Genomic DNA, 15,298 nt, shown 5'->3' on the forward strand with positions numbered 1-15,298 from the left:
AAGGCCGCCGAAGGCGAGGACAACGTCCTCTACCCCATGAAGGACGCCCTCAAGGCCCGCGCCACCATCGGCGAGGTCTGCAACGCCCTGCGCGACGTGTGGGGCACCTACTCCCCCGCCGACAGCCTCTGACCACGAACGGAACACGACCATGACCAAGTCCCCCTCACCGGCCGGTGGTCCGCTGCGCGTGCTCGTGGCCAAGCCGGGCCTCGACGGCCACGACCGCGGCGCCAAGGTCGTCGCCCGCGCGCTGCGCGACGCCGGCGTCGAGGTCGTCTACACCGGACTGCACCAGACGCCACCGCAGATCGTGGCGACCGCGCTCCAGGAGGACGTGGACGCCATCGGCCTGTCCGTCCTCTCCGGGGCCCACGTCCCCCTCTTCGGCAGGGTCGCCGAACTCCTGCGCGAGCACGACGCCACCGACATCACCCTGTTCGGCGGCGGCATCATCCCCGCCGCCGACATACCGGCCCTCAAGGACCTCGGCGTCGCCGAACTCTTCACCCCCGGTACGCCGACCCGCAGCATCGTCGACTGGGTGAACGACCACGTCAGGCAACGCTGAGCCGAAGCGCCACCGGGCGGCCCAGGTCCGTGCCGGTCCCGTTCGCCGCGCCGGCACCGGTACCGGCAGCCGTACCGGCGCTGGTTCCGGTGGTCAGGGCCGGTGCGGCGTGCCGTGCGGGTGAGGGAAGCCCGGGCTGTCCGACGGGGCCGAGCAGGCGGTCGGCGACCCGCCCGGCCCGGGCGTCCATGCCGATCACGGTGGTGCAGTGATGGCTGATCGCCAGGCTCGCCCGACGGTTCAGGGAGGCCGGTGCGGCGCCCCCGACGACCAGGACGGGCAGGCGCCGCGCCCGGTCCGACAGAGCCTCCACGAAGTCGAGAAGGGCGTCGTCGGCCGCGTGGAGGCCGTCGAGGATCAGCACGAGGGGCCGCTGTCCGGTCGCCATCTCGAGGAACTGGTACCAACCGTCCAGCCACTGCGCGGTGGCGAGCCCGCGCCCGGCCCGGGCGGCGGCCGGGTCGAGCAGCGGCCACAGCCGGGACGCCAGCCGCCGCGCCCGGCCCGGGTCGGCGCACAGGCCGCGCAGCGTCGCCTCCAGCCGGCCGCGGACCGCGCGAGGGTCGTCCTCCGCGTGGATCCCGCAGTAGGCGGAGAGGATCGCCCGGTGCGGGCCGAACCGGCCGTCCGTCGCCGCGGACGGCCGGCGCCGGACGACGACCTGGGCGCCGTGCGGGTCCTCGGCCACGATCCGGCGGAAGTCGGCCAGGAACCGGGCGCGCGCCGTGTCGGAACTGCCCAGCACGTACACCTGGTGCTGTCGCCGCCACCGGGCGCTGTGCCCCATCAGGCTGAGCAGCAGGTCGAGTTCGCCCTCGTACTCGGTGTCCTCACCGAGGTCCGCCGGGCCCGGCAGGCCGGTGTCGACCAGGGTGTGCCCCCACTGCCGGCGGCCCGGGGCGCCGGACGGCCGGGTGCAGGAGCAGTCGTGCCCGACGGCCTCGTGGGTGACGGAGCAGACCTGGACCTCCCCGTCCGGTGCGAGCGCGAGTATCGCCTGGCACTCGTGCAGCAGCGCTCCGCTGACCGACGGGGGCAGTACGACGCCCTCCTCGTCGGTGCGGTGCCGCATGAAGGCCTCGCCCGTCACGACGGCCGCCCTGATGACGATGTCCCCCGGGGCGTGGGCGTCGCGCAGGGCGAGCGCGGTGCACACCGCACGCTCGGCGTGACCGTCGGTGTGCGGCAGCGCGGGGAACACACCGAGGGTGTCGGTGCCCATCGCGGCGACGACGGTGCCGCCCCGGCTCTCGATCTCCTGCCGGATCCGCGTGTCGACACGGTCCAGCGCGGCGTCCGTGTCGTCGCCCTGACAGGCCTCGGCAGTGAGACCGGTGCGCAGCATCAGCACACTGACCTCCTGCCGCACCGGTGTGCCGGCGACGGCCACGGCCGCCGCCCGGGCGGAGCCGTCGACATCGAGGGCGGCCGGGATACGGGGCGCGCGCGGGGCGGGGACGGTGACCGGGGGCACGGTGACCACGGACGCGGTGGCCGCGGGGACGGTGGCCGCGGACGCGGTGGCCGCGGACGCGGTGGCCGTGGACGCGGTGTCGCCGGCCCCGGCGGCAGACGGTACGGAGGGCGTCGGCACGGAGGGCGTCGGCACGGGGGTGGTCGGCACGGCGGCGGCGGTCGGCACGGCGGTCGAGAAGCCAGTGGCCGGGACGGCAGCGGCGGAGACAGCAGTGGCAGGGACAGCGGTGGTCCTGACAGCGGTGGTCGGCACGGCGGTGCTCGACACGGTGACGGGCGGGGAGGCCGGCGGGACGTACTGGAGGGCGGGATCGTGCACGAGGATCGCCTGCTGCAACATCTGCAGCTCACGGCCCGGCTCGAGCCCGAGGTCCTCCACCAGCGAGGAGCGCAGCCGGCTGTACACGCCGAGCGCGTCGGCCTGGCGGCCGCAGCGGTACAGGGCGCGCATGAGCTGACCGCAGGAGCGCTCACGCAGCGGCTCGCTGTCGACGACCGCCTCGATCTCGGACAGCACGGTGTAGTGCCGCCCGCAGTCCAGCTCGGCCTCGAAGTAGTCCTCGAGGACGTCCAGCCGGCTGTTCTGCACGGCCGTCAGCTCGGGCCACACGACGCCCACTTCGACGAGGTCGGAGAGGACGGTGCCACGCCACAGCCCGAGGGCCTGACGCAGCCGCAGGGCCGCGTCGTCGGGCCGCCCCGCCGCCAGCTCGGCGCGCCCCTCCTCCACCATCCGCCGGAAGCAGTGCAGATCGATCCGCCCGGGATCCGTCTCCAGCGTGTACCCCGGGGACTGGGTGCGCAGGACGGCGCCGTTCCCCGCCTCTTCGGGGGAAAGCTTCCTGCGCAGTCCCCAGACGGCGTTCTGAAGGATCTTGCGCGCCGTGACCGGTGCCTCCCCGACGCTCCACAGAGCGTTCAACAACCTGCTGGTGGGGACCACTTGGTTGGGTTGCAGCAGGAGAAAACCGAGCGTCGCCCGCTGCTTACTGCCGCCCAGATCGATCACCTGGCCGTCGGAGACGACCTCCAAGGGCCCGAGCATCCGAAACCACATCACTACCCCCGCTTTTAGGTGAGGTTCGCCAACGGGCGCATGCCCGGAGGCTTCCTCTGGGCACAATACAAACCGATGGTCCGGTTTACAACTGCGCTGCTACTCAAGCTCTCCACGAGAGCCACACAAGCAACAACAGGCCAGAAGATCACCCCACTTGATGGCAGTATGCCCGCATTTAAGGACCACTTGACGGCCACCCACTCCCGCCGTCACTCCTCGAAGCCTGAGGACCCACCCACCCCCGCAACCACCCCTCCGGCCTCGGAAAACTAGACAGCCATCCTCTTTTTGGCGGTGGGGCAGGCCGATTACCCGGCGATGACCACCACCGTGGTTACCGACGAGTGACGGGTCGGAGAACGCCGCGTTCCCGGGGTTCTGCTTCCATGGGGCTCGGCTTCCCCAACCCGAGAGAACTGCGAGATGAGCCGCCTCATGAGACAAGTGCGAGCAGAGGAGACCCGCAACGCGCTGCTCCTGGCCGCGGCCCGGATGTTCGACCGTGAGGGCTACGACGGGACCACGCTCGCCGCGATCAGCGACCTCGCCGCGGTGAGCAAGGGCGCGCTCTCGTTCCACTTCAGCAGCAAGGCCGAACTCGCCGACGCCGTCCAATACTTGTCCTGCGAGCGCGCCCGGGCCGAACTCGGGGCACTGGACGATCCGGCGGTCCCCGCGATGGAGGCCCTGGCGGCCATGGTGCGGGCGGCGGCGCAGGGGCTGGCGACGGACCCGCTGACCCGGGCCGGTCTCCGCCTGGTCCGCGAGCGCGGGACGTCCCCCACCCCCGCCCTGGACTGCCGGCAGGCCTGGCGCGGCGCCCTGGAACGGGTGGTGCTGCGCGCCTACGACGAGAGAAGCCTGCGCCCCGGCGTCGCCGCGGCCACCGTCGTCGACCTGGCCCTCGCCCTGATCCTCCACCAGGAGGCGGTACGCCCGGACCGCGGCCGCGACTCCTGGCTGACGGACGTATGGAACCTCCTCCTCCCCGCACTGACCCACCCCACACCCCCCACCCGAACCACCCCGTCCCGCACGACCGACGCAGAGCCCAGCAACGTCTGACCCGGCAGAGCGCAACACCACCCGACCGGGGTGAAGCGCAACGCCACCCGACCCGGGCGGATCAGAACAGCGCCCGACCCGGGCGCGGCCCAGCGACATCCGCCCGGGCGGAGTTCAACAGCACCCCACCCGAGCGGAGCCCAGCCGCTCCGACCGGGCGGATCACAACAGCACCCGCCCCGGGCGCAGCCCAGCGGCTCCGACCGTGGGCGAAGCGCAACGGCTCCGACCCGCGCGCAGGCCAGCCGCTCCGACCGGGCGGATCACAACAGCGCCCGACCCCGGCGCAGCCCAGCGACATCCGAGGCGAAGCCCCCGCCGGGGTCCGGGGCGGAGCCCGTGACGGGGGCCCTCATCCCGCCGAGTCGGGCGGGCGGGTGGGCAGAATGCGTCCCGGAGGGACACCCCCGCCTCACCCCCCGACGCTCTCCCGAACCTCGTCCAGCACCCGCGTCCCCCGGTCCGGCCCGAAGTCGAGCTGGGCGAAGATCGCCGGCAACGCGATGCTCGGCAGCGTGTACCCGAAGATCATCGAGATGCGCTGCTCCAGGTCCTTCCACCCGGACGTCATCTCCGACACGACCTGTGCCCCGATCCAGGAGCTGACCAGGAAGTGCCCCAGGTCGTCGGGGACGACATGCGGATACACCTCGCCGTGCGTCTTCGCCACAGCGACGACCTCGGCGAACCGCTGTGCCCACGCCTCCCACGGCCCGTCGTCCATCAGTTCCTGCAACTGCGGCTCCATGGCCAGTTTGGCGCCGGCCCGCAGCATCATCTCCTGGGGCAGCCGGCAGGCCAGCGCCATCGCCTCGTCCACCAGTTCCTGCAACTTGTAGGTGCGCGGCGGATAACCCTGTTCGGTCACCTGCTGGGCGAAGATCCCCTGCACCAGCTCCTCCTTGGAGGAGAAGTGGAAGTACAGGGCTCCCCTGGTGACGTGGGCCCTCTCGAGGATCTGGGCGATGCTGGCACCGTGGTAGCCATGCTGCGCGAAGACCTCTGCCGCCGCTTCCAGAATTGCTCCGCGGGTTCGGATTCCGCGCACTTGCTGGGCCATGCCGTGACCTCCCGTCCGCGCCATGCCGCCCCCTTCGGCTGACGCGGATCCCCGAGTCCGGTCGTACGAGAGCACGCCGGAGAAAAAGAAACCAGATGACTAGTACTTTACCAACTTCGTGCACCGAGTCGCGCCCGGTCGTGATCTCTCCCGCTTCACCAGGCACCCGCTCCGCCGTCGACGGCCAGCGTGGCGCCGGTGACGAAACTGGCGAGGTCGCTGCAGAGCCAGGCCGCGGCCTGCGCCACCTCTTCCGGCTCGGCCACCCTGGCCTGGGGGTTGCGGCGCCGCATCCGTTCCTCCGCCCCGGGGTCCCGGGCGAAGACCCCCTCGGACATCTCCGACCGGGTGAGGCCGGTGGCGAGGGCGTTCACCCGTATCCCGTGCCCGGCGTACTGCGCCGCCGCCGACTTGGTCAGCCCGAGCACGGCGTGCTTGGCGGCGACGTAGGAGGGTCCGGCGGAGGTGGCGCGCAGTCCGGCCACACTGCTGTTGTTGACGATGGCGCCGCCCACGCCGCTCGCGATCATCGCTTTGATCTGGTGTTTCATACACAGCCAGACGCCGCGGAAGTTCACGTCGAGCACCGTGTCGAACTGCGCCTCGTCGGTCTCGTGCAGCAGCGCCGGTTCGGTCACCACGCCCGCGTTGTTGAAGGCGGCGTGGAGTCCGCCGTACCGCCGCACCGCGGAATCCACCGCGCGCACCACGTCGCCGGCGTCCGTCACGTCCCCCTGCACGCAGGAGACCTCGGCTCCCTTGTCCCTCAACTCCTCGGCCAGCAGCCCGAGTCGCTGTGTGCGGCGCGCCATGAGCACGAGCGCGGCCCCCTGTTGGGCCCCCACCCGGGCGGCGGCCGCCCCGATCCCACTGCTCGCCCCCGTGATCATCATGACCTTGCCGGCGAGCATGCCCCCCTGTTCTCTCATACGGCGGCCCGCTCCCTCGTGCCGCCCCACACGGTGCCGGCCGCCGCCTCCGCGTCGATCCTGCGCAGCAGCGGCTCGTCGATCTCGTCGAGCGCGCCGACCAGGTGCCGTACTCCGGCCTCCCGCATGAGCCGGCGCTGGTGGCCGTGCGCGAAGTCACTGGGGTGGCCGATGAACGCGACTCCCAGGTCCCTGGCCGTCTCGGCGACCCGGGCGACGTCGTCCACGAACAGGACCTCGTGGTGGTCGAGTCCGGCCAACTCGACGGTGATCTCGTGGATGCCGGGCCGGAAGTCGTTGGTGCACACGTAGCCGGGCGCGTCGAACAGGTCGGCGACGTCACCGAGGTACCGCTCGAAGTGGGAGGCGTCGAGCCCGCCGTAGCAGATCGTGCGCAGTCCCAGCCGGCGCAGCCTGCGCAGCAATTCCACGGCGCCGTCCAGGATGCGGACCGGGTGGTCGCGGAGGTACTGCTCCCGCTCGCGCAGGTAGATCCCGATCGTCTCCGCGGGAGAGGTCGACAGGCCGCCCGCCTCGGCGAGCACCCTGCCCGCGACCAGCTGCGGCTGGGAGAAGATCCGGCGTTCCAGGTCGGCGGAGTAGGTGCCGCCCCGGCTGGTCACGAAGTGGTGGATGACCGGACTGAACGTGTCGTTGAGCAGCACACCGTCGATGTTGAGTGCGGCCAGACGAAGCGTGCCGAGATGCTCGGACAACGGAACTCCCCTCTCTGCGGACAGACTCGGACCGCCCGCCACGCCAACGCGACGGGCTGACAAACCAGATGACCGGTCCAGATCCTCACACGAGCATCCGCGAAACGTCCACAAATTCCGGCTCTTCGTCTCGGATCCCAGACAGGCGCGGCTCACGCCGAGCCCACCCCCGCGGACCCGGCCACCCACCAGCCCACCCCTCGCACCGACGCCCGCACCGACCGCGTGAGCACCCCCGATTCCCGTTGCGCACACGGGTGTTGACGTGCTGCGACGACCTCCGGAAGCTGGTCGACGAGCACACCTCGGCACCGCACCCGCCTGTACACCACCCCGTCGGCCCCCGACCCGCCCCGTATCGGCGTCTCCTGGAAAGTCTGGAAAAAAAACCGATCAGTCTGTACTGTAACGGCCGTTGCGCCCCGAGCACTTGTTCCCTTGCTCCACTCGGCTCGTCCCGAGCCGCACCCGTGTTTCGGCAGCACCCACTTCACAACGCCCCTGGGGGAGAGGCACTATGACTACCTTTGCCCGCATCGGTAGCAGCGTCACGGAATACCAGGCATCACCCCACCGGCCTCCGCGAGAGGACCTGGGACCGCTCACCACGACCGTCCCGAAGGAGTACGTCCACCGCGCGGCGGTCACCGAGGTGTTCCTCACCGGCTGGCGGCAGACGGACACCGACACCTGCACGGTCACGGCCCAGTGGCCGCGTGCCCACGTGTTCTACGGCCCCGCGTACGGCCTCCACGATCCGCTGCTCTTCGTCGAGACGCTCCGCCAGACCGTGCCGCTGCTGTCCCACGCCGTCTACGGCGCTCCCATGGACCACAAGCAGATATGGCAGCGGCTCCAGGTCTCGCTCGATCCGGCGGCGCTGCACGCGGGGCCGACCCCCGCCGCCCTCGAACTGCACGTGCGCTGCACGGAGGTCGAGCGGCGGGCCGGTGTCCTGCGCGGCATGCGGATCGATGTCACCGCGACGCGCGACGGGCTCCGGCTCGGCACCGCGTCGACGTCCTTCAGCTCCCACAGCAGGGCGCTCTACCGGCGGCTGAGGGGTGCGTACGGGGACGCCGACGAGGCGATGGCGAACGCCGTCGCCCTGCCGGCGCCGATCCTCCCCGAGCTGGTCGGCCGGGACCGCCGGGACGACGTGGTCCTCGCCAACCGCGACCGCGACGGCCGCTGGCAGCTGCGCGTGAACACCCTGCACCCGGTGATCTTCGACCACCCCAACGACCACGCGCCCGGCATGCTGCTCCTCGAAGCGGCCCGGCAGGCGGTCCAGCACCACGTGGGCCAGGTTCCGGTCCTGGCCACGGGCATGGAGGCGGCCTTCCACCGCTATGTGGAACTCGACGCGCCCGCCTGGGTGGCCGCCACCTCCCTCGCCGACGGCCGGATCCGCGTCGTCGTCGAGCAGGACGACGCCCTCGCCTTCGAGTGCGTCGTCACGCCGTCGTCCCCGGTGAGCTGACCGCCGGGCCGCCCCTCGACGAACCGGGTGCGGACCGGGTGCGGACCGACCCGCCCTCGGCCCGCACCCGCCGCCCTCCCGGTCCCCCGGCTCCCGGCGACCCGCTCCGCGCTCCCGGTCTCCCGGCTCCCGGTCTCCCGGTCTCCCGGTCTCCCGGTCTCCCGGTCTCCCGGTCTCCCGCATGATCGGCGACACGCATATCCGCGGTGCCGGTGGGAAGCCGCACAGAGCACGACGTCCCGGGCGACGGTCGACCCGGGTGCCGCCCCGGTGCGCGGTAGGCTGCCTGTCCGGAGATGCTCGTCCTCCGTCGTGCCGCGCCGGGGACGAACGGGCGGTCGGCGAATTGCTGAGGAGTTCCAGTGTGGAGGACGCTCACGACAGGGGTGCACGCGCTCCGAGGCATGGCGCGTCCGTGCTGGAGGTGAGCCCGTTGTCCGGTCGCCACGGGATACGCGTCAGCGGGGACATCGGCGTCCTCACCCGCCTGTCCTGGGAGGCGGCACTCGCCGACCTGGTCCGGCGGCACACGGACGTGTCCTACGTGGAGCTGTCGCGTGTCGGATTCGTCGACGTGGCGGGGGTGTCGGCACTCGCGGTCACGGCCATGAACCTGCCGGCCGGACGGGTCGTGGTGGAGCACCCACCGCCCCAGGTGCCACGGGTGCTGGCACTGTTCTGGCCGACTCTGCGTGGGATCGAGGTGGCGCCCCGATGAGCTCGATGGCCCTCAACGAGGCGTTCGCCCATCCGGCGTTGTTCTACCGCACCGGGCAGGAGTACGCCGAGCGGACGGTGTCGTTCGTACGGGAAGGCCTGGCCGCGGGCGAGCCCGTGGCGGTGGCCGTACCCGGCCCCAACCTGGCACTGATCAGGTCCGGGCTGGGAGCGGACGCCGAGGACGTCCTCCTCCTGGACATGACCGAGGCCGGCCGCAACCCGGGACGCATCATCCCCGGTGTCCTCAGGGCGTTCGCCGACTCCCATCCGCGGGAGCGGGTGCGGATCATCGGCGAGCCGATCTGGGCGGGACGCAGCCCGGTGGAGTACCCGGCGTGCGCCCAGCACGAGGCGTTGATCAACGCCGCCTTCGAGGGCCGTGCGGCGACGATCCTGTGTCCGTACGACGAGTCCCGGCTGGACGCGGAGGTGCTGGCCGACGCCCGGATCACGCATCCCACCGTCATCGCCGACGGCCGTGAGCAGCCGAGCGAGGTCTACGACTGGCAGGCCGTCGTCTCCCGCTACAACGAGGTGCTGGTGCCGGCCGCGGACGCCGCCGTCTTCCCCTTCGGCGCCGAGGAGCTTCCCGAGGCCCGCCACTTCGCCGTGGGCCGGGCCGGCGGGCTGGGCGTGACCGGGCAGCGGCTCCAGGACGTCGAGCTGGCGGTCGCGGAGCTGACCACCAACAGCGTCATCCACGGCGGCGGCCGGGGGACCGTGCACATCTGGGCCGAGGCGGGACAGGTGGTGTGCGAGGTCCGCGACCGGGGACAGCTGGCCGATCCGCTCGCCGGGCGCAGGCCGCCGGCGCGGGGGCAGATCGGCGGCCGGGGCCTGATGCTGGTCAACTACGTGGCGGACCTGGTCCGCGTGCACACCTCGGACAAGGGCACCGTCGTCCGCTTCTATCTCAACAACTGAGACATCAGCCCCCAGCCCTGAGACGCCAGCCCACAGCCCTCAGACGACAGCCCACAGCCCCCAGCTCCCAGCCCCACCAGACAGCTGCCCCAGGCCCGTGAGACAGCACCCCTCACCCCCTGAGACAGCAACCCCGGGACACCGCCTGAGACAGCTTTCCCATCCGCTGAGACCTCTCGCCGGGCGGCCGCAGGAACAGGCGGCCGCCCGTCGCGGGTCCGCGCGGGGCCCTGCCCGCCGAGGACGCGGGGAGGCCGCGCCTGCCGGGCTTACGCCCTTCGTCTGCTTAGCATCTGGATGCCTGCCGCACGCAGGCTCCGGCCCTGGCGGCCGCAGTCGCCCCTGATTCCCCCGGGAGCCGAGGCCCATGCGCCCGACAGGCCGTCACCGACCGCTGCCGGACCGCCCCCCGGCCTCGCACGGTCCCGAACTGAGGGCCGCCGCACGGCACTTCGGCCGTCGTCGGTTCCTGACCCTCACCGCGGTCGCCGCGGCCGTGGCCTTCGCCGCCCACCTGCCCGCGACGGGCGCTGCGGCCGCCCGTGAGCTCGACGCGGCCCGGATCGCCGACGACCCGTTCACACTGGGCGTCGCCTCGGGGGATCCACTGCCCCACTCGGTGATCCTGTGGACACGGGTGGCGCCCGTCCCGTACGAGCCGGGCGGCGGTCTGGCCGGGCAGTCCGTCGCCGTGTCGTGGGAGGTGGCGCGGGACGAGCGCTTCGCCTCGGTCGTGCGCAGCGGTACGACCCTGGCGTTACCCGAGTACAACCACACCGTGCACGTCGACGTCCAGGGGCTGGACCCCGGCCGTACGTACTACTACCGGTTCCGGACGGGCGCCTGGATCAGCGAGACCGGCCGCACCCGCACCGCACCGGCGCCCGCCTCCGCGGTCACGGCCCTGTCCTTCGCCGCCGTGTCCTGCCAGGCCTACTTCGACGGGTACTACACGGCGCACCGGCATCTCGCCCGGGACGACGTGGACATGGTCCTCCATCTGGGGGACTACCTGTACGAGTACGCCGTGAACTCCGTCGGGGGCGCCCGCAACCACACCGACCGGGTCCTGCCCGACGTCTTCGACCGCGAGACCGTCACCCTGGAGGAGTACCGGCTGCGGTACGCGCTCTACAAGAGCGACCCCGACCTGCGCGCCGTCCACGCGGCCCACCCCTTCGTCGTCACCTGGGACGACCACGAGACCGAGAACAACTACGCCGGCGCCGTCGACGAACACGGCAGCCCGCCCGAGGAGTTCCTGCTGCGCCGGGCCGCCGCCTACCGCGCCTACTGGGAGCACCAGCCGCTGCGCTTCGCCCGGCGGCCCGTCGGCCCGGACCTTCCGCTCTACCGGCGGCTGCACTGGGGCACCCTCGCCCAGTTCGACATCCTGGACACCCGCCAGTACCGCTCCGACCAGGCCTACGGCGACGGCAAGCACGTCCCCGGCCCCGAGTCGGACGATCCGGCGCGCACGATGACCGGGGCGGCCCAGGAGCGGTGGCTGATCGACGGCTGGCGGGCGTCGGACGCCCTGTGGAACGTGATGCCCCAACAGGCCTGCTTCTCCCAGCGCAAGCCGGATCCCGACGCGCAGGCGCCGATGTCGATGGACGCCTGGGACGGCTACCGCGCCTCCCGCGCCCGGATCCTCGCCGGAGCCAGGTCGGCCGGGGTGGAGAACCTGATGGTTCTCACGGGTGACGTCCACGTGGGGTACGCCTTCGACATCAAGGACGACTTCGACGAACCGGCGTCCAGGACGGTGGGGACCGAGATCGTCGCGACCTCGGTCTCCAGCGGCGGGGACGGCGCCGAACGCCCCGCGAGCTGGCAGACGTATCTGACGGCCAATCCCCACCTCAGGTACTACAACGGCCGGCGCGGCTACGTCCGCGTCCGGCTGGACCGGGACCGGGCCCGCGCCGACTTCCGCACCGTTTCCGCGGTGACGACCCCGGGCGCCCCCGTCTCGACGGCGGCGTCCTTCGTGACGGAGGCGGGGAACCCGGGGCTCGTGCCGGTGTGACGGCGGCGCCGGCCGGCACCCCCGCCCGGAATCCGGCACCCCCTCCCGGCACCCGGCACCCGGCACCCGGCACCCGGCACCCGGCACCCGACGCACCGTGAGCCCGTTGGTGCCCGTCGGTGCCCGTGGCCGGATCAGCCGGTGCAGGCCCTGCCGTTGAGGCTGAAGCCGTACGGCGCGGTGTTCTTGTCCTGCCAGGAGGCGAGGAAGCCGAAGGAGAGGGAGCCGTTGGCGGGGACGTTCTTGTTGTAGTCGGCGGCGGTGGCGGTGACGCGGGAGCCGTTCTGGGAGACGCTCGCGTCCCACATCTGGTGGACCCTCTGGCCGTCGCGGAAGGACCAGGCGACGCTCCAGGAGGCGAGCGCCTCCTCGGTGGTGACGGTGACCGTGGCCTGGAACCCGTCGGGCCACTGGTTGACCAGGTCGTAGTTGACCGCGCAGGTCGCCGCCCGCCCGCTCTCACCGGTGCCGGCGGTGGACGTGGTGCCCTGGGGTTCCGGGTCGGACTTGTCCGTCGTGGGCGTCGCGCTGTCGGAGGGCTTCGGGGAGCCGGAGCCGGTCGACGGTCCCGGCGCGTCCGACGGGCTGGCCGGGTCCGACGGGTCGGGGGCGGCGGACGGCAGGGACGGGCTGCCGGGGCCCGCCACCGGCGTGCTGTCGGTGGGTGAGCCGCCCTGCGCGGCGGTGTCGCCGCTGTCGCCGAACGGCATCAGCGACACGGCGAGGGCCAGCGCGGAGACGAGGGCGGCGGCGACGAGGAGCCCGCCCCGCAGGGCGCGCGCCCTGCTCGCGGCGGCGTCCACCGGCTCGCCGTCCGGGTCCGGCCCGTCGGGGCGTCCGGCGCCCATCCGGACCTCGGCGGCGCGGCGGCGGCGCTCCAGGTAGGCGAGGCCGCCCCAGCCGATCACTCCGCCGGCCAGGGCGGCGGGCAGCCCGCCGCCGTGCAGGCGCAGACAGGCGGCGGCCTCCGCGCACTCCACGCAGGTGGCGAGGTGCCGGGAGAGGTCCTCGGGGGTGTCGGCGACGGGCGAGCGGGTGACGGCGTCGAGGAGCCGGACGTAGCTGCGGCACTCGGCGTCCATCGGCGTGTCGAGGTGGTTGCGGTGGCAGCGGTCCCGGAACAGGCCGCGGACCTGGTTCAGCTCCTCCATCGCGGCGGCCGGGTCCAGCCCCTGCCGGCGGGCGACGGCGCGCAGCGGCAGCGCCTCCACCTCCGCCAGCCACAGCAGCGCGGCGTCGGGTTCCTGCATGTCGCGCAGTCCGCGCAGGGCGATGGGGCGGCTCAGGGGCGGACCGGTGTAGCGGGCGGCCTTGTCCGAGTTCAGCCACAGGCGCAGGTCGGGGTCGAGTTTGTGGCCCTGTCCCTGGGCCTCCCAGGCGGCCGCCGTGGTGCGTACGGCGGTCAGCAGCAGGGGGATCCGGGGCAGCCGGGACGAGCGGCGGCCGGCGCTGTGCCGGGAACCGTTCTCGGCGGCACGGGCCTCGCGTATGCCGAGCGCGAACGCCTCGCGGGCGAGTTGATTGGCCGCGGTCGAGCCGGACGTGCACAGGTCGGCGTACGACAGAACGGCGTCCCAGCACTCCGAGAACAGCGCGGCCTCGGCGGCGTCCTTCGGGGTCGGCAGGTCGGGCATGGGTCTCCTGCATCCACAAGCGAGGTCAACTCACCATGACGGCAATGGAGTTGGGGGGAACCTCGCGGCAGGGCCAGAGCTTTTCACGTCTCCCGCACAACTGACAAGCGCCCTGTTCAGATGTCAGCACAGGACGGACGCGCCCCCACGACTCCGGTCTCTCGTGGCTCTCGTACGGAAGCGGACCGCCCTGTGACTCAACGCCGTGCCGTTTTACTGAAGGTCGTCACCGGAACGTTATCGAACAGTCTCGGGTTCCGCTTCCCGCGCCGGCAGGCTGTCCATGAAGGAGCTGACGGAGAAGACGGCGCGGCCGGGCCCGGGCGGGCCGTAGCCGGGGGGCGAGGACAGGCCGAAGTCGTCCATCGTGGCGCGGTAGGCCTCCAGCAGGCGGATGTGGTACTCCAGCGGCGCGCCCTGCGGGTTGGCCTTGCCGAGGGGGGTGGTCGGCTCCGGGCACCAGGTGGTGAAGCGCGGGGTGATGCCGTGCGACATGAAGAAACGCAGGCCCTCCGTCGTCGACGCGATCGCCTCGTCGACCGTGGTGAAGCCGAACGGCTCCGCCATCTCCACGCCCGCGACGAAGTTCGGGATGACGTTGCGCGCGCCGAAGACCTCCGCGGAGTCGAGGATGCGCTTGTGCCACTCGTCACGGCCGACGTAGCGCTCCTTGCCCGGGCAGTACAGCTCGAACAGGCGCCGGTCCCACACCTCGTAGTTGGGGTGGTAGATCTGCACTCCGTAGTCCTTGAAGCGCTGCACGTCGTCCCGCGGGAGGGCCTGCGCGACGACCTTGCCGATCCAGCGGCCCGGGAAGCGTTCCTCGATGGCCTTGGCGTAGTGGCCGTAGAAGTCGGCCTCGTCGCGGCCGGCGACCGTCTTGGTGATGGCGCCGCCGGTGAGGGTGTAGGCGGTGGAGGCCCTGGCGGTGTCGTACCGGTCGATGATCTCCAGCGCCTCGAGGACCTCCTCGACGTCCTTGACTCCCGTATACGGTCGTCCGGCGGCCTTGTGCTGGCGCCAGTTGTGGTTGATGTCGCAGTACTGGCACTCCTCCTTGGCACCGAAGTACTGGCAGACCCGGAAGACGGTCAGGTAGATCAGGTAGCCCCACTGGATGGTGGGGGCGACCTCCATGACGGACTTCCCGTTGGAGAGGGTGTGCCGGTAGTACTCGGGCATGGGCGGCACACCCACGTCGGCGATCCGCTTCCCGTCGAGGTAGAGCCCGAGCAGCCCCTCGTCGTCCGCCGCGACACGGTACGGCGCGGAGGGGTTCACGCGGACCGACACGACCGTCCGCCGCAGGTCGTAGGGGCCGCCGGTGAGGATGATCTCCTCCGGCGGACGCCGCAGCGCTGCCTCGCCCAGTTCGGGGAGGGTGCCGTGGTCGAAGGAGAAGATGAAGTACGACTTCGGCTTGACCTCGCCCCCCTCGTTGTCGCTGAGGGCGGACGGGTCGAAGGCCACGCCTCCGCGCAGCAGGTCCTCCTTGAAAACGGCCTCCCGCGGCACATGCGGAAACCGCTCCATCAGATCCTCGACCAGCGCGGTACGGCTGCCCATCCGTCTCTCCTCCCGGCTCAGGCGTACGACTCCTCACGGTATGCCCCTGCCCCGGCGGGGGT

12 protein-coding genes are annotated in these 15,298 nt (G+C 72.1%); 6 read left to right on the forward strand and 6 right to left on the reverse strand.

What is annotated here, in order from left to right; all coding sequences use genetic code 11:
- Positions 1-151 precede the first annotated feature (151 nt).
- The gene (locus ACF1A1_RS26660) at positions 152-571 is read left to right on the forward strand and encodes a cobalamin B12-binding domain-containing protein (RefSeq protein ID WP_392003367.1); all 420 of its coding nucleotides are present in this window, start codon (positions 152-154) and stop codon (positions 569-571) included.
- On the opposite strand, the gene ACF1A1_RS26665 is transcribed toward ACF1A1_RS26660, so the two are convergent.
- Positions 558-3,092, reverse strand: a complete 2,535-nt coding sequence (locus ACF1A1_RS26665) for a BTAD domain-containing putative transcriptional regulator (protein ID WP_392003368.1) — start codon at positions 3,090-3,092, stop codon at positions 558-560. The genes ACF1A1_RS26660 and ACF1A1_RS26665 overlap by 14 nt on opposite strands.
- Before the next feature lie 450 nt (positions 3,093-3,542).
- On the opposite strand from ACF1A1_RS26665, the gene ACF1A1_RS26670 reads away from it, so the two are divergent.
- Positions 3,543-4,172, forward strand: coding sequence for a TetR family transcriptional regulator (locus ACF1A1_RS26670; protein ID WP_392003370.1), 630 nt, complete (start codon positions 3,543-3,545; stop codon positions 4,170-4,172).
- A 412-nt stretch (positions 4,173-4,584) separates the two neighbouring features.
- On the opposite strand, the gene ACF1A1_RS26675 is transcribed toward ACF1A1_RS26670, so the two are convergent.
- The 3 genes from ACF1A1_RS26675 to ACF1A1_RS26685 form a co-directional block, all read right to left on the reverse strand.
- A complete protein-coding gene (locus ACF1A1_RS26675) occupies positions 4,585-5,232 on the reverse strand; it encodes a ScbR family autoregulator-binding transcription factor (protein ID WP_392003371.1) in 648 nt (215 codons plus the stop codon).
- 155 nt (positions 5,233-5,387) lie between these two features.
- On the reverse strand, positions 5,388-6,161 hold the full coding sequence (locus tag ACF1A1_RS26680) for an SDR family NAD(P)-dependent oxidoreductase (RefSeq protein WP_392003373.1): 774 nt from the start codon (positions 6,159-6,161) through the stop codon (positions 5,388-5,390).
- The gene (locus ACF1A1_RS26685; protein WP_392003375.1) at positions 6,158-6,877 is read right to left on the reverse strand and encodes an HAD family phosphatase; all 720 of its coding nucleotides are present in this window, start codon (positions 6,875-6,877) and stop codon (positions 6,158-6,160) included. Before ACF1A1_RS26685 ends, ACF1A1_RS26680 begins: the two co-directional genes overlap by 4 nt.
- A 517-nt stretch (positions 6,878-7,394) precedes the next feature.
- On the opposite strand from ACF1A1_RS26685, the gene ACF1A1_RS26690 reads away from it, so the two are divergent.
- The 4 genes from ACF1A1_RS26690 (at position 7,395) to ACF1A1_RS26705 (ending at position 12,036) form a co-directional block, all read left to right on the forward strand.
- Positions 7,395-8,360 (forward strand): ScbA/BarX family gamma-butyrolactone biosynthesis protein, encoded by a 966-nt coding sequence (locus ACF1A1_RS26690; RefSeq protein ID WP_392003377.1) that lies wholly within the window; start codon positions 7,395-7,397, stop codon positions 8,358-8,360.
- 424 nt (positions 8,361-8,784) lie between these two features.
- Positions 8,785-9,078 carry an STAS domain-containing protein gene (locus ACF1A1_RS26695; RefSeq protein WP_392003752.1) on the forward strand — a complete coding sequence of 98 codons (294 nt, stop codon included), beginning with the start codon at positions 8,785-8,787 and terminating at the stop codon, positions 9,076-9,078.
- Complete coding sequence (locus ACF1A1_RS26700) at positions 9,075-10,004, forward strand: anti-sigma factor RsbA family regulatory protein (protein WP_392003379.1); 930 nt, start codon at positions 9,075-9,077, stop codon at positions 10,002-10,004. Before ACF1A1_RS26695 ends, ACF1A1_RS26700 begins: the two co-directional genes overlap by 4 nt.
- Positions 10,005-10,371: 367 nt before the next feature.
- A complete protein-coding gene (locus ACF1A1_RS26705) occupies positions 10,372-12,036 on the forward strand; it encodes an alkaline phosphatase D family protein (protein ID WP_392003381.1) in 1,665 nt (554 codons plus the stop codon).
- A gap of 134 nt (positions 12,037-12,170) precedes the next feature.
- On the opposite strand, the gene ACF1A1_RS26710 is transcribed toward ACF1A1_RS26705, so the two are convergent.
- Together ACF1A1_RS26710 and ACF1A1_RS26715 are read right to left on the reverse strand one after the other, a co-directional pair.
- Positions 12,171-13,670, reverse strand: a complete 1,500-nt coding sequence (locus tag ACF1A1_RS26710; protein ID WP_392003383.1) for a cellulose binding domain-containing protein — start codon at positions 13,668-13,670, stop codon at positions 12,171-12,173.
- A 237-nt stretch (positions 13,671-13,907) separates the two neighbouring features.
- Complete coding sequence (locus tag ACF1A1_RS26715) at positions 13,908-15,236, reverse strand: radical SAM protein (RefSeq protein WP_392003384.1); 1,329 nt, start codon at positions 15,234-15,236, stop codon at positions 13,908-13,910.
- Between the last annotated feature and the right edge of the window lie 62 nt (positions 15,237-15,298).

Origin of the sequence: Streptomyces sp. NPDC014995 (genome assembly GCF_043080745.1) — a bacterium.
Taxonomy (GTDB): Bacteria; Actinomycetota; Actinomycetes; order Streptomycetales; family Streptomycetaceae; genus Streptomyces.

What these genes read in the sequence shown, in the direction of transcription:
- ACF1A1_RS26665 (WP_392003368.1), bottom strand. Translation starts at nt 3,092, where the DNA reads ATGCTCGGGCCCTTGGAGGTCGTCTCCGACGGCCAGGTGATCGATCTG.
- ACF1A1_RS26700 (WP_392003379.1), top strand. Translation starts at nt 9,075, where the DNA reads ATGAGCTCGATGGCCCTCAACGAGGCGTTCGCCCATCCGGCGTTGTTC.
- ACF1A1_RS26680 (WP_392003373.1), bottom strand. Translation starts at nt 6,161, where the DNA reads ATGAGAGAACAGGGGGGCATGCTCGCCGGCAAGGTCATGATGATCACG.
- ACF1A1_RS26710 (WP_392003383.1), bottom strand. Translation starts at nt 13,670, where the DNA reads ATGCCCGACCTGCCGACCCCGAAGGACGCCGCCGAGGCCGCGCTGTTC.
- ACF1A1_RS26660 (WP_392003367.1), top strand. Translation starts at nt 152, where the DNA reads ATGACCAAGTCCCCCTCACCGGCCGGTGGTCCGCTGCGCGTGCTCGTG.
- ACF1A1_RS26715 (WP_392003384.1), bottom strand. Translation starts at nt 15,236, where the DNA reads ATGGGCAGCCGTACCGCGCTGGTCGAGGATCTGATGGAGCGGTTTCCG.
- ACF1A1_RS26690 (WP_392003377.1), top strand. Translation starts at nt 7,395, where the DNA reads ATGACTACCTTTGCCCGCATCGGTAGCAGCGTCACGGAATACCAGGCA.
- ACF1A1_RS26705 (WP_392003381.1), top strand. Translation starts at nt 10,372, where the DNA reads ATGCGCCCGACAGGCCGTCACCGACCGCTGCCGGACCGCCCCCCGGCC.
- ACF1A1_RS26670 (WP_392003370.1), top strand. Translation starts at nt 3,543, where the DNA reads ATGAGACAAGTGCGAGCAGAGGAGACCCGCAACGCGCTGCTCCTGGCC.
- ACF1A1_RS26675 (WP_392003371.1), bottom strand. Translation starts at nt 5,232, where the DNA reads ATGGCCCAGCAAGTGCGCGGAATCCGAACCCGCGGAGCAATTCTGGAA.